The organism is Luteimonas pelagia (genome assembly GCF_054776035.1).
The window spans coordinates 160,073-176,491 of sequence record NZ_BAAHCG010000001.1 but is presented as its reverse complement, the minus strand read 5'-3'; the positions used below and the strand labels follow the sequence as shown (position 1 = coordinate 176,491).

The 16,419-nt window shown below is 70.9% G+C and carries 15 protein-coding genes; 10 read left to right on the top strand and 5 right to left on the bottom strand.

The genetic code is table 11. The features are described from left to right. Nucleotides 1-28: 28 nt before the first annotated feature. Together ACYU7H_RS00820 and ACYU7H_RS00815 are read right to left on the bottom strand one after the other, a co-directional pair. A complete protein-coding gene (locus ACYU7H_RS00820) occupies nt 29-1,249 on the bottom strand; it encodes an NAD(P)/FAD-dependent oxidoreductase (RefSeq protein WP_460811708.1) in 1,221 nt (406 codons plus the stop codon). Between the two features lie 84 nt (nt 1,250-1,333). Continuing rightward, nucleotides 1,334-1,705: an amidohydrolase family protein gene (locus ACYU7H_RS00815; RefSeq protein WP_460811706.1), complete on the bottom strand. Its 372-nt coding sequence runs from the start codon at nt 1,703-1,705 to the stop codon at nt 1,334-1,336. Nucleotides 1,706-1,913: 208 nt separating this feature from the next. Here ACYU7H_RS00815 and ACYU7H_RS00810 point away from each other — a divergent pair, with 208 nt between their 5' ends. Next, nucleotides 1,914-3,119, top strand: coding sequence for a DUF418 domain-containing protein (locus ACYU7H_RS00810; RefSeq protein ID WP_460811704.1), 1,206 nt, complete (start codon nt 1,914-1,916; stop codon nt 3,117-3,119). 160 nt (nt 3,120-3,279) lie between these two features. Here ACYU7H_RS00810 and ACYU7H_RS00805 read toward each other — a convergent pair whose 3' ends face one another. Further along, the gene (locus ACYU7H_RS00805; RefSeq protein WP_460811702.1) at nt 3,280-3,837 is read right to left on the bottom strand and encodes a porin family protein; all 558 of its coding nucleotides are present in this window, start codon (nt 3,835-3,837) and stop codon (nt 3,280-3,282) included. A gap of 163 nt (nt 3,838-4,000) precedes the next feature. Here ACYU7H_RS00805 and ACYU7H_RS00800 point away from each other — a divergent pair, with 163 nt between their 5' ends. From ACYU7H_RS00800 to ACYU7H_RS00775, 6 genes are all read left to right on the top strand, one after another. Then, a complete protein-coding gene (locus tag ACYU7H_RS00800; RefSeq protein WP_460811700.1) occupies nt 4,001-4,210 on the top strand; it encodes a hypervirulence associated TUDOR domain-containing protein in 210 nt (69 codons plus the stop codon). Beyond that, on the top strand, nt 4,207-4,758 hold the full coding sequence (locus ACYU7H_RS00795; protein WP_460811699.1) for a DUF488 domain-containing protein: 552 nt from the start codon (nt 4,207-4,209) through the stop codon (nt 4,756-4,758). Before ACYU7H_RS00800 ends, ACYU7H_RS00795 begins: the two co-directional genes overlap by 4 nt. 21 nt (nt 4,759-4,779) lie before the next feature. After that, on the top strand, nt 4,780-5,334 hold the full coding sequence (locus tag ACYU7H_RS00790; RefSeq protein ID WP_460811698.1) for a DUF3228 family protein: 555 nt from the start codon (nt 4,780-4,782) through the stop codon (nt 5,332-5,334). Nucleotides 5,335-5,524: 190 nt separating this feature from the next. After that, complete coding sequence (locus ACYU7H_RS00785; protein ID WP_460811696.1) at nt 5,525-8,131, top strand: TonB-dependent receptor plug domain-containing protein; 2,607 nt, start codon at nt 5,525-5,527, stop codon at nt 8,129-8,131. Nucleotides 8,132-8,225: 94 nt separating this feature from the next. Beyond that, on the top strand, nt 8,226-8,594 hold the full coding sequence (locus ACYU7H_RS00780) for a hypothetical protein (RefSeq protein WP_460811695.1): 369 nt from the start codon (nt 8,226-8,228) through the stop codon (nt 8,592-8,594). Between the two features lie 127 nt (nt 8,595-8,721). Next, nucleotides 8,722-12,234: a GAF domain-containing protein gene (locus ACYU7H_RS00775; RefSeq protein ID WP_460811693.1), complete on the top strand. Its 3,513-nt coding sequence runs from the start codon at nt 8,722-8,724 to the stop codon at nt 12,232-12,234. 3 nt (nt 12,235-12,237) lie between these two features. Here the strand turns inward: ACYU7H_RS00775 and trmY are convergent, their stop codons facing one another. Then, complete coding sequence (gene trmY / locus ACYU7H_RS00770; RefSeq protein WP_460811691.1) at nt 12,238-12,831, bottom strand: tRNA (pseudouridine(54)-N(1))-methyltransferase TrmY; 594 nt, start codon at nt 12,829-12,831, stop codon at nt 12,238-12,240. 106 nt (nt 12,832-12,937) lie between these two features. Here trmY and ACYU7H_RS00765 point away from each other — a divergent pair, with 106 nt between their 5' ends. Together ACYU7H_RS00765 and ACYU7H_RS00760 are read left to right on the top strand one after the other, a co-directional pair. Continuing rightward, a complete protein-coding gene (locus tag ACYU7H_RS00765) occupies nt 12,938-13,303 on the top strand; it encodes a DUF6164 family protein (protein WP_460811690.1) in 366 nt (121 codons plus the stop codon). A 155-nt stretch (nt 13,304-13,458) separates the two neighbouring features. Next, complete coding sequence (locus ACYU7H_RS00760; protein WP_460811689.1) at nt 13,459-13,980, top strand: DUF421 domain-containing protein; 522 nt, start codon at nt 13,459-13,461, stop codon at nt 13,978-13,980. 18 nt (nt 13,981-13,998) lie between these two features. Here the strand turns inward: ACYU7H_RS00760 and ACYU7H_RS00755 are convergent, their stop codons facing one another. Beyond that, nucleotides 13,999-14,640: an outer membrane beta-barrel protein gene (locus tag ACYU7H_RS00755; protein WP_460811687.1), complete on the bottom strand. Its 642-nt coding sequence runs from the start codon at nt 14,638-14,640 to the stop codon at nt 13,999-14,001. Between the two features lie 225 nt (nt 14,641-14,865). On the opposite strand from ACYU7H_RS00755, the gene ACYU7H_RS00750 reads away from it, so the two are divergent. Next, nucleotides 14,866-16,413, top strand: coding sequence for a winged helix-turn-helix domain-containing tetratricopeptide repeat protein (locus ACYU7H_RS00750; RefSeq protein WP_460811686.1), 1,548 nt, complete (start codon nt 14,866-14,868; stop codon nt 16,411-16,413). The last annotated feature ends 6 nt before the right edge of the window (nt 16,414-16,419 follow it).

Genomic DNA, 16,419 nt, shown 5'->3' with positions numbered 1-16,419 from the left:
GGGGCGAGCTTCGCCTCGCGGACCCTGTTCAGTGCCGGCGCGAGTTCCGCTCGAAACCGAAAAGCGGCGCCAGCGGATGGCGCCGTCGTTCGACATGGGCACGCAGCAGGCCCGCGCCGGCCATGCTGTAGGTGATCCCGTTGCCGCCATAGGCCATGGCGAACAGCACCCGCGGCCCGAGTTCCGCGTGCGGACCGAAGAAGGGCAGGCCGTCTTCGGTTTCAGCAAACGTGCCGGCCCACGCGAATGCGGGGACCAGGTCGAGGCCCGGGATCGCCTTCGCCACCCGCTTGACCAGGGTGCGCGCCTTCCTGTCGACGCGCCGGTCGCGGCGCGCGGGCACGTCCACGCTGTCGTCCTCCCCGCCCACCAGCATCCGGCCGTCGCCGGTCGTGCGCAGGTAGAGATACGGGCGGGCCGACTCCCAGACCATGGTGCCGGCGAGGGGCGCCGTGTCACACACGTCCATCGGGTCGGTGATGAAGGCATAGCTGCTGCGGTTGCGGGCGAGACGCTGCCGCAGCCAGCGCTGTGACTCGTAGCCCGCGGCGACCACCACGTGGCCGGCGGTGACCGCGTGGCCGGCCGCGGTGCGCAGGCGCACGCTGCGCGCGCGCGGCTCGACCTCGACCACGCGCGTCCGGTCGAACACGCCGGCACCCCGGCGCTGGAGCCGGGCCATCAGGCGGTAGGCCATGCGGTACGGGTCCAGCCGGGCGGCGAGGGCGCTGAGCAAGGCTCCCGGCGCATCGATGCCGAATCGCTCGCGCAGTCCACCCTCGGGCAGCCATTCGATGTCCAGGCCGATCCGCCGGCGGGCGACCAGCTCTTCGCGCAGGCGGGGCACGTGCCGCCGCTTGCTGGCGAAGTAGAGGCTGTCCATGCGCGCGAAGTCGACGTCGCGCAGCCCCTTCGCCAGGGCGTGCAGCATCGGGATGGCTTCGGCGCAGGCCAGGTACGCCTGGTTCGCGGCGTCGTCGCCGTACCGGTTCGCCAGGTCGACCAGATGCGTGTCGATCTCGTACTGAAGCAGGGCCGTGCTGGCGGCCGAGCTGCCCCAGCCGATGTCGCGCTGTTCGAGCACGGCGACCTCGTGGCCATGCGCCGCGAGTTCGTCGGCCACCAGCGCGGCGGTGATGCCGCCGCCCACGATCGCCACGTCGCACCGCAGGTCGGCCTCAAGTTTCGGGAACGCATGCATCAGGCCGTTCTTGACGGCCCAGAAGGGGTAGCCGCTCTTGAGGTCCATCAACGGGGAATCCGGCGCGTCGGCCGCGCACGATGGTGCCGTTCGGGTGGACGGACGGTGAGTGCGTCGGCCCCGCCACCGCGGCTAGTCGGCGCCGCGCACCACCGTGCCCTGCTTGATCACGTAGCGCACCGCGCGCACGGCGGCGAGGTCGTCGAGCGGATTGCCCGCGACCAGCAGCAGGTCCGCGTCATAGCCGGGGGCGACCTGGCCCACCCGGTCGTCGATGCCCAGGGCCATGGCGTTGTTGCGGGTCGCCGCGGCAAGCACGGCCGCGCGCGGCACCCCGCAGGCGTGCAGGCGCTCGAGCTCCATCGCCAGCAGGTCGCCCTCGCCATCGAAGTCGGTCCCGGCGCCGAGTGTCACCCCGGCCCGGTGCGCTTCTCCGGTGGCGCGGCAGGCCCAGTCGCGCATGGCGCGGCGTGGTGGTGGCAGGTCGCGGCCCTGCCGCGGCATGGGCCATCTCCCGAAGATGCGGATCGGCGGTGGGGTGCCAGGGGTCGACCCAGGCGAACGCCGTGGCCGCGTGCGAGCGGCCGTTGCGCGGCTTCCGCCGCGGGTGGAGTGCGAGCGATGGACACGCCTTTCATTCGGGCGCACCGCCGCTGGCCGCCGAGTCACCCGTCCGGCGTTGTAGCGGCGAGTGCCCCCATGCGATGCCGCCATGGATCTCTCGCCCGCGTCGCCTGCCCGTGAGCGTCTCGAACTCCTCGACGCCCTGCGTGGCTTCGCGCTGTTCGGCATCCTGCTGGCCAACGTGCTGGTCTGGTCCGGTTGGGTGATGGTCGACGCCGCGGCGCACGTCGCCTGGGCGGGCGAGGCGGCCGCGCGCTGGCAGTACCGGCTGCACCACCTGTTCGTGGACGGGAAGTTCTACACGCTGTTCTCGCTGCTGTTCGGGCTGGGGTTCGCGCTGCAGCTCGAGCGACTGACGCGCCGGGGGCACGACGGCCTGCGCATCTACCGGCGGCGGGTGCTGGTGTTGCTGGCCATCGGCGCGGTGCACTGCTTCATCATCTGGGATGGCGACATCCTGCTGCTGTACGCGCTGCTCGGGCTGGTGCTGCCGCTGTTCCATCGGTGGCGGACGCGGTCGCTGGTGCTGGCGGGGTTCGCATTGATCTTCGTCGTGCCCCCCTTGGGCATGGCGCTGTTCGCAGCGCTTGGCTGGGCACCGCATGCCGCGATGTATGGCGCGAGTTTCGCCATCGCCGAGGCGCTGGGCGCGGACACCGCGCTGGACAAGGTCATCCCGTGGATGCAGCGGGAGGACTTCGCCGGTTGGCTCTCATGGCAGGCGAGCGGGCCGTTGTACTCGTGGGGCCTGCGGCTGGAAAGCTGGCGCATCCCGAAGGTGCTCGGGATCATGCTCGTCGGCATGGCCGCGGGTCGCGGACTGGCCGCCGGCGCGTTGCTCGCCGACCGACGCCTTTTGTGGGGCGTGCTGGCGGTTGGATTGGCGGTCGGCCTGCCCGCGATGCTGGTGTACGCCTGGACACCCGGGCTGGGGCAGGGCGACTGGCCATCGATGGTGGGTACGGTGCCGCTGGCGTTGGCCTACGCGGCCGCGTTCGCCCTGGCCTGGCCGCACGCGCACCGCTGGCTGGGCGTGTTCGTCGCCCCGGGGCGGATGGCGCTGACGAACTACCTGGCGCAGTCGGTGATCGGCGTGACCGTGTTCATGGGGATCGGTTTCGGACTGGTCGGCCGACTGCCGCTGCCGGCGATCTATGCCTACGCCATCGGCCTGTACGCGCTGCAGGCCCTGTTTTCCCATTGGTGGCTGGCCCGGCACGCGCAGGGCCCGATGGAGGCGCTGTGGCGGCGATGGACATACGGTCGCACCACCGCCATCCCCGCACCCGCCTGATCCAGCGTCCCCCCGTAGGAGCGCGCCTACGCGCGCGATGGAACACCAGCGCCCGGCGATCCCGAATCGTCATGGCCGACGATCACCCGCGCCCCGACATCCGGGAAAAAGAAGGGCCGCCCATGTGGCGGCCCTCCCTTGGACTGCAGTTCCCGGTCAATCAGAACCGCAGTTCCGCACCCAGCGTCAGCGTGTCGGCGTCGATGTCGTAGCCGTCGCCGTCCGCGCGCAGGCGGTCGTAGTTCAGGCTCAGGCCGAAGCGCTCGCTGAAGTCGTAGCCGGCATTGACGCCGAAGTACGGCTCGACGGAGCTGGCCTCGGCTTCCTCGACGTCACCGTCGACTTCGAGCGTCGCCACGCCGCGCGAGATGCCCGCCCGGCCGCCGATGAAGAAGCCCAGGTGGTCGCCACCGAAGTTCTTCTTGGCCACCACGCCCAGGCCGACGCCGTGCAGCTTGAGGTCGTACGAATCGAACCCGTCGTCGAACGACAAGCTGTAGACCTGGCTGTAGAAGCCCTCCACCGCGAAGTTCGGGTTGAACCAGTACCCGCCGCGGAAACCCCACGTGGTGTCCTTGTCCTCGAGGCGTTCGCCTTCGGCGCCGATGTCGATGTCGCTGCGGCCCACTTCGCCACGGATGAAGGCGTTGCCCGCGAACACGGGGGCGGAAAGACCGGCCAGCACGAGGCCGGCGGCCAGGATCAGATTCTTCTTCACTCTTGGGTATCCCCTGTTGAGAACGCCCGACGACATGTCGGGTCCGAGCGGTGTACGCGAATTCCGCGCCGTGGAGGACAGGCGGCGGCATTGCCTGCGATGCGACCTCCCGCTCACGACCGTTGCACTAGGCTGCGCGCGGATGCATCCGATGGAGCTTGCGATGGCCAGGCGCTTCAAGGTGGGTGACCACGTGCGCTGGAATTCCGAAGCGGGCCGCGTGTCCGGGACGATCCGCAAGGCGCACACGCGCGACTTCACGTGGAAGGGCCACACGCGGCATTGCACGGCGGACGAGCCGCAGTACGAAATCGAAAGCGACCGGACCGACCACGTCGCGGTGCACAAGGACTCTGCGCTGGAGAAGGCATGAGCGAGCCGACGCCCCGGACCGGCTGCGGCGTGGTCCACACGATCGGCCATTCGAACCGGTCGCTGGAGGCCTTCCTGGCGCTGCTGGCCGCGTCGGGCATCCAGTGCGTGGTGGACGTGCGGCGCCTGCCCGGGTCACGGACCTTCCCGTGGTTCGACGCCGAGCGGCTGGTGCCGGCGCTGGCGGTCGAAGGCATCGACTACTGGCACCCCGAGGGTTTCCGCGGCCGCAGGACGCGGTCCGAGCTCGACGGCGCGCCGCCGGAACCCTTCTGGTCGAACGCGAGCTTCGCGCGGTTCGCGGCGCATGCCCGCGGCGAGGCGTTTCAGAACGACCTTGCGACCCTCATGGCGCGTTCGCGCGGGGAGCGCTGCGCCCTGATGTGCTCGGAGGCGGTGTGGTGGCGCTGCCACCGGCGGATCATCGCCGACCACCTGCTGGCGCGGGGTTGCGAGGTCCGGCACATCCTGGGGCCGGGGCAGGTCGCGACCGGCACCCCGACGCGGGGGGCGCGGCTGGCGGACGGGACCGTGCATTATCCCGCCTGATCCCGGGACCCGCAGGTGCCAATGACCATCGCCCTCACCGATTTCGCCCGCAGCCGCCTGTTCCGCGCGCAGCGGCGCAACACCATCCAGGACATCACGCCCGAGGGCTTCGAGCGGCACCTCAACGACGTGCCGCCATTGCAGGTACTGGACGGCTACGCACCGTTCTGCAAGCTGCACGTGCACCGCAACTGGACCTCGACGCGTTGCCAGGCCGTGCCGATCACCGAGGACAACCGCCACCTGCTGCGCTCCGACTACGAAGCGCGCTCGGACGACGAACTGCCGGTGCTGGTGCGCTGGTTCGAGGGGCTCGAGCCGCCGGTGGCCGACTACCTGATTCCGATCCTCTACGATCGCGAACAGCTTGCGAAGGAAGGCACCGTGGTCGACGCCGACTGGGGCGTGGTGGGCTGCCTCTACACCGCCGAGCCGGTCGAAACGCCCCTGGTGCCGATCACCATGCTGCGCAATGCACTCGGCGTGGAGGAGGGCGGTTCGGGCGTGCCGTTGGATCGCGAGGCCTACCGCCGCAGCGTCGACTTCTGGCGGCTGCACGCGAACTGGCGGGGCTAGGGCCGTCCTTCCCGCCGTGCCCGGCGCGGTGCACCCGGGCCACCGTCGGTCGGTCATGGGTTTTCCCTCATTGCCGCCCATTTAACGTTCTGTTAATAAGCCCATGGTCCGTCCGGAAGCAGGGGGCAGGGCGGCTGTTGTCCCGCGCGAAAAGAAGATCACGACCACAACTTTCGGGGAGAAGGCACTGATGGAAGCGAGGACGAACAACAAGCAGCGGCTGTCGGCCAATGCGCTCGCGACGGGCGTCCGCATGGCCCTGGCGGCGGCGGCCCTGTCGGCGACCGGCCTGGCGGCCGCGCAGCAGGCGGATCCACCGCCCTCCGGCGACGAGGAGACCACCACGCTGGAAACTGTTTCGGTCCTCGGCACCCGCGCCAAGCCGCGCACCGAGGCGACCTCCGCGGTGCCGATCGACATCCTGTCCGGCGAGGAATTCCATGCCGTGCCGTCGGTCGACGTGCTCGACAAGATGCGCGTGCTGGTGCCCTCGTTCAACGTCAGCACCATCCCGATCGACGACGCCGCCACCCTGGTGCGCCCGGCCAACCTGCGTGGCCTGCCGCCCGACAACACCCTGGTGCTGGTGAACGGCAAGCGCCGCCACCGCGCGGCGGTGATCACCTTCCTCGGCCACGGCCTGTCCGACGGTTCGCAGGGCCCGGACATCTCCGTGTTCCCGTCGCTGGCGCTCGAGCAGGTGGAAGTGCTGCGCGACGGCGCCGCGGCGCAGTACGGCTCCGACGCGATCGCGGGCGTCATCAACTTCGGCCTGAAGCGGCTCGACGGCGGCGGCACGGTCGAGGCCTTCGCCGGCGAGCACTACGAGGGCGACGGTTTCACCCAGCAGTACAGCGCGCAGCTCGGCCTGCCGCTGGCCGCCGAGGGCTTCGCCACGCTGACCGCCGAATGGCGCCAGGCCGACCCGACCTCGCGCAGCGTGCAGCGCGACGACGCGGCCGCGGTCGCCGCGGCCGGCTACCCGGGCGTGCGAAACCCGGCGCAGATCTGGGGCTCGCCGGAGACGAAGGAGGACTTCAAGTTCGTCGCCAACCTGGGCGTGTCGGGCGAGGCCGTGGACTGGTACCTGTTCGGCAACCATGCCCGGCGCGACGTCGAGGGCGGGTTCTACTACCGCAACCCGACCAACCGTGGCGGCGTGTTCTCGAACGACGGCGGCAATACGCTGCTGATCGGTTCGCTCGACGGCACCGTCTGCCCGGAGATCGCGCTGCGTGATCCGGCCGGCAACCTGATCCCGTACTCGGTGGTCGGCCCGCAGGTCGACGCGCTGCCGCCGGGCTGCTTCACCTTCCTCTCGCAGTTCCCCGGGGGCTTCACCCCGCGCTTCGGCGGCGAGATGGACGACAGCGCCGTGACCACCGGCGTGCGCGGCGTGTGGGGCGACGGCTGGCACTGGGACCTGAGCGGGTCCTACGGCCGCAACAACATCGACTTCTACATGCTCAACACGGTCAACTCGTCCCAGGGTCCGACCCAGCCCGACGGGCTGCGCTTCAATCCCGGCGGCAACACCCAGACGGAGACGATGTTCAACTTCGACCTGAGCCGCGACTTCGAGACCGGCTTCACCGTCGAGCCGCTGGCCGTGGCGATGGGCGCGGAGTGGCGCAAGGAGGAGTTCGAGATCAAGGCCGGCGATGCGGCGTCCACCGCCATCGGCCCGCTGACCTCGCAGGGCTTCAGCATCGGCTCGAACGGCTTCCCGGGCTTCAACCAGGTGACCGCCGGCAAGAGCGACCGCGACAACTGGGCGGTGTACGTGGACGTGGAGGGGCGGCCGACCGAGCAACTCCTCCTGGCGGCCGCCGTGCGCCACGAGGAATTCAGCGACTTCGGCGGGACGACCAACGGCAAGCTCACCGGCCGCTTCGACGTGAACGACGTGTTCGCGCTGCGCGGCGCGATCAGCACCGGCTTCCGCGCGCCGACCCCGGGCCAGGCCAACGTGAGCCAGGTCACCACCGCCTTCATCGACGGCGAGCTGCGCGACACCGCCACGCTCCCGCCGACCAACCCGATCGCCGCGTTCTACGGCGCCGAGCCGCTGACGCCGGAAGAGTCGAGCAACCTGTCGTTCGGCGCGGTCTGGGACAGCGGCCCGTGGCTGGTCACGGCTGACTGGTACCGCATCGAGGTCGAGGACCGGATCGCGCGCAGCACGGACTTCACCCTGACCGACGCGGACCGCGCCGCGCTGGTGGCGGCCGGCAACCCGCAGGCGGCGACCCTCGACCGCGTGGGCTTCTTCGTCAACGACTTCGACACCACGACCACCGGCTTCGACCTGGTGGGCAGCGTGCAGACCGGACACTTCGGCGGCGAGACCACCTACTCGCTGGCGGCGAACTGGAACCGCACCGAGGTGGACGACTTCACGCCGGGCATCATCAGCGAGGCGCGGGTCAAGAAGCTGGAGGAGTCGCTGCCCAGCACCAAGGGCTACTTCAGCATCAACCACCAGCGCCAGGTCATGCACGCCAACCTGCGCGTGAACTACTACGGCGGGTTCTACGAGGACCACCTGGACAGCGACGTGGTGCTGGCGGCCGACGGCGGCCTGCCGATCCATGGCGACAGCGCGGTCACCGTGGATGCCGAACTGGGCTGGACCTTCGACTCGGGCCTGTACTTCAGCGTCGGCGCGCAGAACCTGTTCGACAAGGTGCCGGACGACAACCCGTGGGCGGGCATCGCGGGCGCGCAGTATCCGGTGCACGCGCCGTACGGTTTCAACGGCGGGTTCTACTACGCGCGGGTGGGCTTCCGCTTCTGAGGTCAGGCACGATGGGTGGCTGGGAGGCCCCGCACACGGGGGCCTTCCAGGCACGCGCGGTCCGTACCGATCAATCACTGGAGGGCAGGGCGACATGGATTCGATGACGATGTTGCGGACCGCGATCGGGCTGTTCCTGGTCGCCGCGGCGGGTGGACTGGCCATGGCGGGCATCCGCTTCGCCGGCGGGCGGAACCCGCCCGCATGGCTGGCGATGCTGCACGGACTGCTCGCGGGTGCCGGGCTGACCCTGCTCGTCTATGCGGCCGTGTTCGGCGGCGTGCCCGCGATGGCGCAACTGGCCGCGGTGCTGTTCGCCATCGCCGCGGCCGGTGGGGCGCTGCTGAACCTGGCGTACCACCAGCGCGGGCGTCCGATGCCCAAGGGGATCGTCGTGGTGCACGCCACGGTCGCGGTGGCGGCGTTCGCGTTGCTGTGGCTGGCGGCCCGGTCGGGATCCTGAACGCGTCGGCGACCCCGGCGGCGCCGGCAGGGCGGACGCCACCGGGGTTGCTGGTGTAACGTCACCCGGGCGACGCGGCCATCCAGCATTGGCACGTCGCCCCTCCTGCGGCCATGCCGGAACCCCGATGAGCACCGCGCCCGACCGTCCCCCCGAAGGGCGCCCTGCCCCGGCGTCCGCGCCCCACTCGCGGGCGTTGCTCGATCGCCAGCGGGGCGTGCTGGAAATGGTCGTGCGCGGCGAACCGCTGCCCCTCGTCCTCGCCGAGCTGTGCAGGATCGTGGAGGACGAAGCGAGCGACGAGGTGGTCGCCGCGGTGCTGCTCGTGGAGGACGGCCACCTGCGGCATGGCGCGGCTCCGGGGCTGCCCGACGAATACAACGCCGCGGTGGACGGCCTGGCCGTCTCGCCCGACCTGGGCACGTGCTCGGCCGCGGCCGCGCGCAACACGATCATCGTGACCCCGGACATCGCGGCGGACCCCCGCTGGGAAGGCATCGCGCGCCTCCCGCTCGGTCTCGGACTGCCGGCGGCCTGGTCGATGCCGATCACCGGATCGGACGGCGCCGTGATCGGCACGTTCGGCACCTACTTCCGGGCGCGGCGCGTCCCCACGCAGCTCGAGATCGACCTGGTCGGCACGCTGGCCCGCACCGCCGCGCTGGCCATCGAGCGCAGCCGCAGCGACGAGGCGCTGCAGGTGCGCGAGGCGCAGCTTGCCTTCCTGTCGCGCCTTGCGCTGGCCCTGCAGCCGCTGTCGGAATCCGCCGACATCGTCGGGACCGCGGCGCGCCTCCTGGCCGAGCAGCTTGGCGCCGACCGGTGCGTGTACGCGGCCAGCGACGGGGACGACCACCTCTGGGTGGTCGGCGGCCATTCCAATGGCGTGCCGCCCGTGTCGGGGCGATGGCCCCTCGACGGTTTCGGCGAGCGCTTCGAGACGGCCATGCGCGCAGGGCGCTCGTACCTCGTGCACGACAGCGAAGCCGACCTGGACGTCGATCCTCGCATTCGCGACGCGTTCGCCCAGACACGGGTGCGCGCGTCGATCACCGTGCCCCTGATGCGCGACGGCGCGCTCACGGCCGTGGCCTCGGTCCAACAGACCGTGCCGCGGCACTGGAAGTCCCATGAGGTGGCACTGGCCGAACAGGTCGTGGCGCGCTGCTGGGAGGCCCTTGAGCGGGCGCGCGTGGCCGGGGAACTGCGCGTCAGCGAAGCGCGGTACCGGGCCATGGTGCAGGCCAGCCCGGAGTGCGTGAAGGTCGTGGCCCCGGACGGCACCGTGCTGCAGATGAACGCCGCGGGCCTGCGGATGGTCGAGGCGCCTGGGCCGGAGGCCGTGGTCGGGAAATGCGTCTACGACCTCATCGCGCCCGAGCACCGCGACGCCTTCCGCGCGTTCAACGAGCGGGTCTGCGCGGGGGAGGGCGGGGCGCTGGAATTCGAACTCGTCGGACTCGGCGGGAAGCGGCGCTGGATGGAGACGAACGCCGTGCCGTTGCCCTGGTCGACGGGCGGGCATGCCCACTTGGCGGTCACCCGCGACGTCTCCGAGCGGGTGCAGTCCGAGCGCTCGCTCAGCGACAGCCGGGCGCGGCTGGACTACGCGGTGCGGCTGTCGGGCATCGGTTTCTGGTACTGCGACCTGCCGTTCGACGAGCTGATCTGGGATGCCCGGGTGAGGGAGCACTTCTTCCTCGAGCCGGACACGCGGGTCACGATCGAGACCTTCTACGAACGCATCCATCCCGAGGACCGCGAGCCGACGCGGGAGGCCATCGAGCGGGCCATCGCCAGCCACGCCGCGTACGACGTGTACTACCGCACCGTCGCCCCCGACGGCTCCGCGTTCAAATGGATCCGCGCGCTGGGCGGCAGCGCCTACGCGGACGACGGGTCGCCGATCCGCTTCGATGGCGTGACCGTGGACGTGACCGAGGTGAAGCTGACCCAGGCGCGCCTGGCCGCGCTGCTCGACCGGGAGCGGGAGCAGGCCCGCCTGCTCGGCGAGGTGGCACGCGCGGCGCGGACGATCTACGCGTCGACCACGGTCGAGAGCGTGCTTGCGGTCATCACCGAGGAAGCGCGCCGGATCATCGGGGCCCACCAGGCCGTGGTCAGCCTGACCACCGGGGCGGACTGGTCGCAGGCGATCGTCAACGTGTCGATGTCGGACAAGTACGCCCGCTACGCCGGCTACGACGCCGCGCCCAACGGGGCGGGCATCTATACCGTGGTCTGCGAGACCAACCGCCCCATGCGCCTGACCCAGGCGGAGATGGAGGCCCATCCGCGCTGGAAGAGGTTCTCGGGCAGCGCGGGGCATCCGCCGTTGCGGGGCTGGCTGGCGGTGCCGCTGGTGGCGCACGACGGGCGGAACATCGGCCTGGTGCAGCTATCGGACCGCCTGGAGGGCGATTTCACCGAAACCGACGAGGCGGTGCTGGTGCAGCTGGCGCAGATCGGCTCGGTCGCGCTGGAGAACAGCCGGCTCTACGAGAAGCTGCGCGACCAGGACAAGCGCAAGGACGAGTTCATCGCCACCCTCGCGCACGAGCTGCGCAACCCGCTCGCGCCGATCCGCACCGGCCTGTCGCTGGTGTCGCGCGGCGGCGATCCCGTCGAGCTGCGCCGCACGCTGGCGATGATGGAACGGCAGATCACCCACCTGGTCCGGCTGGTCGACGACCTGCTCGACGTGTCGCGCATCACGCACGGCAAGCTCGTGCTTGCGCGCGCCCCCTGCGACGTGCGCGACGTGGTGCAGAGCGCGGTGGAGACGTCGATGCCCGTCGTGCAGTCGTTCGGCCATCGGCTCGACATCGCGATGGACGACCGGCCGATGGTGGTGGACGCGGATGCGACGCGGCTGTCGCAGGTGCTGTCCAACCTGGTCAACAACGCGGCGAAGTACACGCCGCGGTCCGGCGAGATCCACGTTTCGGCGCGCGTGGAGGATGGCGAGGTCGAGCTGCGCGTCCAGGACAACGGGATGGGCATCCCGGCGGCGATGGTCGGGCGCGTGTTCGACCTGTTCACCCAGGTCGACCGGCCCGAGGACGGGCACCAGGCCGGCCTGGGCATCGGACTGACCCTCGTGCGGCGGCTGGTGGAACTGCACGGCGGCACCGTGCACGCCGAGAGCGACGGACCGGGACGGGGCAGTACGTTCGTGGTGCGGCTGCCGCTGCTTGCCGGGTGGGCGGAATCCCCGCATGCGCGCGCGCTGCCGTCGACAGCGGCCGCGGGTTCGTTCCGCATCCTCGTGGTCGACGACAACCGGGATGCGGCCGACACCCTGCGCATGCTGCTGGAGATGGAAGGCCACGACGTGCGGATGGTCCACGACGGCCCCGCGGCAGTCGAGGCGGCGGCGGCGTTCGTCCCGGAGGTCGTGTTCCTGGACATCGGCCTGCCTGGCATGGACGGCTTCCAGGTGGCGGCCCACCTGCGCGAGGCCGGGCGGCCGATGCACCTGTTCGCCGTCACCGGCTGGGGCGCCGAGGACGACCGCCGACGGGCGCGGGAATCGGGCTTCGACGACCACCTGGTCAAGCCGGTGGACACCGGCCGCCTGCTGGAGCTGCTCGCCGCGATCGAGCCGCGGGCGGTGGCCGTCGCGCGCGACGCGGACTGATCGCTAGCCCCTGTCCAGTGCGTGGTGGATGAGCACCACGCACTGCGATGCAAACAGCATCGTCCGGCCCAGCGCGAGCCGCTTCGCGCCCAGGCGGTCGAGGCTGTTGAACGTCTTCTTCGGCATCGGGATGTGGTCGGTGAGCAGGAAGCACGGGCTGTCGCCGAAGGCTTCTTCCCCGATGGGCGTGCCCTTGCGGTCCATGACATAGAGCGCGTGGTCGGTGGCCAGCTCCCGCACCAGGTGCTCGAAGCTGACCGTGCGCACCGTGACGCCCGGTTCGACGGGGCGCGTTTCCTCCTTGCCCATGCCGCGGGAGGCATCCAGCGCGCGGGCGACCTTGCCCAGCAGCGCCTGCTCGTGGAAGCCGCCGATGTCGTGCATGGCGGCGGCCTCGAACCGGATCGCGCGGGAGTAATCCTGCGTGCTCTCGAGCAGGAGGTGCACCACCACGTCGGGCCGGTGCGACTGCGCCACGAAGATGGCGTTCATCAGCGTGTGCGCGAGGATCTCGGTGTGCGCCTCGCCGCCGACGCCCGAAAGCAGCTTCGCGCTGTCCACCGGCGCCGCCCGGGCCCTGAGTACGAAAGTCCGCATCCGCGCGATTGTGCCGGAAACGGGGTCGGGTCCATTTCCCGGGGGCGCACGCTGCGGTCAGGCGCGCCGCGAACGCGCCCGGCGGGAACTGGGCTAGCATCCGCGCATGTCCAGGCTCCTGCTCAACCTGCGCCATGTGCCCGACGACGAGGCGGACGACGTCCGGGCGATGCTCGATGAGCACGGGATCGCGTTCTACGAAACCACCCCGAGCATCTGGGGTATTTCCGCCGGCGGCATCTTCATCACCGACGACACCGACATCGACCGGGCGAAGCGCCTGATGGCCGACTACCAGGACAAGCGCCGCACCCGCGTGCGCGCCGAGTACGCGGCCGCGCGAGAGGCGGGCACCGCGGAGACTTTCTGGACGGTGCTGCGCGACGAGCCGCTGCGCGTGGTGCTCACGCTGCTGGGCATCGCCTTCCTGCTGGGGCTGGTTGCGCTCCCGGTCTACCTGCTGCGCGGCTAGCGCGGGCCGCCTTGGGCCGTGCAGGGCCGGGCGCGTAGCCCCTGGGAGCGTGGACGGCCCCGCGATCGGCCTGCTGTCGGGCACCGCGGCCTGACTTCGCGTCCACCGCGGGCATGCATGAATGCGCGCTTCCGACAGACAACGGAGGCGGCGACATGTTCTTCGACGGCTGGAACGAGGTCCTGCGTGTACTCGTCGTGGGCACGCTGGCGTACCTGGCGCTCGTGGGCTGGCTGCGCGTCACCGGGAAGCGCACGGTGTCGAAGTGGAATGCATTCGACCTGATCGTGACGATCGCCCTCGGCTCGACGCTGGCGACGATCCTCCTCAGTCGCGACGTCGCGCTGTTGGAGGGCCTGGCCGGGATGGGCCTGCTGATCATGCTCCAGTACGCGATTTCGTGGCTTTCGGTGCGGTCGCCCCGGATCCGACGCATCGTCAAGAACGCGCCGTCGGTGCTGCTGCAGGACGGGCGGTTCCAGCGCGATGCGATGAAGCGCCACCGCGTGACCATGGGCGAGGTCCGTGCCGCCGTGCGTTCGCGGGGCCACGCTTCGCTATCCCGCATCGCGGCCGTCGTCCTGGAGACCGACGGCACGTTCAGCGTCGTCACCGACGGCTGGGATGGCGACCGCGGGGCGATGGTCGGCGTCGAGGGGCTGGCCGGGACTCCGTGACCTGCGCCGGACCGGTGGCTAGAAGCGGTACTCGGCGGTCAGGGTGACGCTGCGGGCGTTGCGCTTCTCGCCGGACAGTGCGTACTCGTCGCTGGCGGCGTCGTACTCGACCTGGGAAACGCGGTACTGGTTGACCATCAGGCCGACGTCGAGCATCGGCAGGATCGTGGTGCCCACGCCGACGCCGACGTAGGTGCCGCCGTCGGTCCGGTCGAAGGTGCTGCGCCGGGTGATCGGCGTGGTGCCGGTGGTGTCGATCGACGTGGACGCCAGCTCATGGCGCATGCCGATGTAGCCGGCGCGGCCGATGGCGTACAGCGGCACCAGCGGCGGCTTGACGCGCGCGTTCAGTCCGACGAATCCGTAGCGCGAGTCCAGCTGGTAGCTGTTGTCGACGAAGCCGTCGACCGTGGTGGTGCGGCTCTGGTCCTCAAGCTCGCCGAGCTTGCCCAGGCCGCCCTCGATGCCGACCTGCGCCATGCCCAGGCCCCAGCGGTACCCGGCGCTGGCCTGCGCGAGGCTGCTCTCGTCGCCGTCGAAATCGTCGCCGTCCAGGTCGATGCGGCCGGCCTGGCCGTTGATGAAGAAGTCGCCGGCCAGCGTGGCGGGCGCAGCGGCGAGGGAGGCGACGAACAGGGCGGCGGGAGCGAGCTTGTGCATGCGGGCGGTGTCCATTCTGCGGGGAAACACGGGGCCGACGGGGCCGCGCGGCGCGCAGGGTAGCCCACCCACCTCGCCGGGGCGTGCCTGGCGGGGACGTCGGACATGGTGGCGTTCACGTTGGGGCGCGGATGCCGGGTTGCCGGCGAGGTCGCGTTCTACCTATCCGGGAACAGGGGCCATGCCGACCGCGCGCCACGCCGCGCGACGCCCCTGGACGCCCCGATGACCGGTAGCTACGCCTTCGACCACTACGTACTGACCCCGTCGCGCCACGAGTTGCGCCGGGACGGCGTGCCGCTGACGCTCGAACCGAAGGCGATCGCCGTGCTCGGCGAACTGGTGACCCATCCGGGGGAGCTGCTCGGCCGCGAACGCTTGCTGGACGTGGTCTGGGGCCACCGGCACGTGACCCCCGGCGTGCTCAACCGGCTGGTGATGCAGTTGCGACGCGCGCTCGAGGATGACGCCAGGGCGCCGCGCTTCATCCAGACCGTGCATTCGCTCGGATACCGGTTCATCGCGCCGGTGCGTTCCGGGGACGCGGACCAGGTCGACGCGGGCGGGCCGGCCGGGGCACGGCTGCCGCAGGCGACCTCGCACGGCGCGATCCCGCTCGCGGTGCTGCCGTTCCGCGATCTCTCCGGGGCCCCCGGGGAGGCGTGGTTCAGCGACGGCATCACCGAGGACATCATCACCGCGCTCTCGCGGTGGCGGATGCTGGCGGTCCGCTCGCGTTCCGCCTCCTTCCGGCACCGCGGTTCGGACGACTTCGAAGGCGTCGCGCGGGCCCTCGGCGTGCGCTACATCGTCGAAGGCAGCGTCCGCCGCCTCGGCGACGATGTGCGGATCGGCGCGTCCCTGATCGACGCGGACTCCGGGAACACGCTTTGGGCGGAAAAGTTCGACCAGCCGGCCTCCGGGATCTTCGCGGTGCAGGACAGCGTCGTCGCGACCATCGTCAGCACGCTCGTCGGACGGGTGCAGGCCAGCGACGTCGAGCGCGCGCGGCGGAAGCCGCCCCCGAGCCTGGCCGCCTACGAATGCGTGCTCGAGGGCAATGCACTGCACTGGTACGACGCTTCGCAGCGCGCCGAGGCGACGCGCCTGTTCGAGAAGGCCATCGCGTTGGACCCCGACTACGGCCTGGCGCATGCGCTGTTGGCGGTGATGCGCTACGTCGACTGGTACGACGCGCCAAAGGGCGACGACACGTCCCTGGAGGCCGCATACGTCCTGGCCCGGCGCGGCGTGGAAATCGATCCCGGGGACAGCGCCTGCCATTCGCTGCTGGCACAGGTGCACCGGCTGCGCGGGGAGTGGGCGCTGTGCGAGCAGCAGATCCACCGGGCCATCGAGCTCAACCCGACCAACCAGTGGAACACCGCGGCGATGGGGATGATGCAGGCGTACCTGGGCCGTCCGGAGGCGGGGGACGCGTGGTTCCAGCGAACGCGGCGCATCGACCCGTACTTCGACGAACCGTGGTTCTGGCGCGAGCAGGGCATCGCGCGGCTGGTCCGCGGCGACGACGTCGCGGCGGTGTCGATGTTCGATCGCATGACCGTGCGGCACTACCGTGTCGACGCCTTCAGGGCGGCGACGCTGGCCCTGAAGGGTGATCAGGAGGCCGCGCGTGCGGTGGCGGCGGACTGCCTCGCACGACGGCCGGGATTCTCCTCCGCCCAGTTCCTCTCGAAGATGCCGTTCGCCAACCCGATGCACCGCGACCGCATCGCCAGGGGATTGCGGCTGGCCGGCCTTCCCGGCTGATGGCGG

What these genes read in the sequence shown, in the direction of transcription:
- ACYU7H_RS00820 (WP_460811708.1), bottom strand. Translation starts at nt 1,249, where the DNA reads ATGGACCTCAAGAGCGGCTACCCCTTCTGGGCCGTCAAGAACGGCCTG.
- ACYU7H_RS00815 (WP_460811706.1), bottom strand. Translation starts at nt 1,705, where the DNA reads ATGCCGCGGCAGGGCCGCGACCTGCCACCACCACGCCGCGCCATGCGC.
- ACYU7H_RS00810 (WP_460811704.1), top strand. Translation starts at nt 1,914, where the DNA reads ATGGATCTCTCGCCCGCGTCGCCTGCCCGTGAGCGTCTCGAACTCCTC.
- ACYU7H_RS00800 (WP_460811700.1), top strand. Translation starts at nt 4,001, where the DNA reads ATGGCCAGGCGCTTCAAGGTGGGTGACCACGTGCGCTGGAATTCCGAA.
- ACYU7H_RS00795 (WP_460811699.1), top strand. Translation starts at nt 4,207, where the DNA reads ATGAGCGAGCCGACGCCCCGGACCGGCTGCGGCGTGGTCCACACGATC.
- ACYU7H_RS00790 (WP_460811698.1), top strand. Translation starts at nt 4,780, where the DNA reads ATGACCATCGCCCTCACCGATTTCGCCCGCAGCCGCCTGTTCCGCGCG.
- ACYU7H_RS00785 (WP_460811696.1), top strand. Translation starts at nt 5,525, where the DNA reads ATGGAAGCGAGGACGAACAACAAGCAGCGGCTGTCGGCCAATGCGCTC.
- ACYU7H_RS00780 (WP_460811695.1), top strand. Translation starts at nt 8,226, where the DNA reads ATGGATTCGATGACGATGTTGCGGACCGCGATCGGGCTGTTCCTGGTC.
- ACYU7H_RS00775 (WP_460811693.1), top strand. Translation starts at nt 8,722, where the DNA reads ATGAGCACCGCGCCCGACCGTCCCCCCGAAGGGCGCCCTGCCCCGGCG.
- trmY (WP_460811691.1), bottom strand. Translation starts at nt 12,831, where the DNA reads ATGCGGACTTTCGTACTCAGGGCCCGGGCGGCGCCGGTGGACAGCGCG.
- ACYU7H_RS00765 (WP_460811690.1), top strand. Translation starts at nt 12,938, where the DNA reads ATGTCCAGGCTCCTGCTCAACCTGCGCCATGTGCCCGACGACGAGGCG.
- ACYU7H_RS00760 (WP_460811689.1), top strand. Translation starts at nt 13,459, where the DNA reads ATGTTCTTCGACGGCTGGAACGAGGTCCTGCGTGTACTCGTCGTGGGC.
- ACYU7H_RS00755 (WP_460811687.1), bottom strand. Translation starts at nt 14,640, where the DNA reads ATGCACAAGCTCGCTCCCGCCGCCCTGTTCGTCGCCTCCCTCGCCGCT.
- ACYU7H_RS00750 (WP_460811686.1), top strand. Translation starts at nt 14,866, where the DNA reads ATGACCGGTAGCTACGCCTTCGACCACTACGTACTGACCCCGTCGCGC.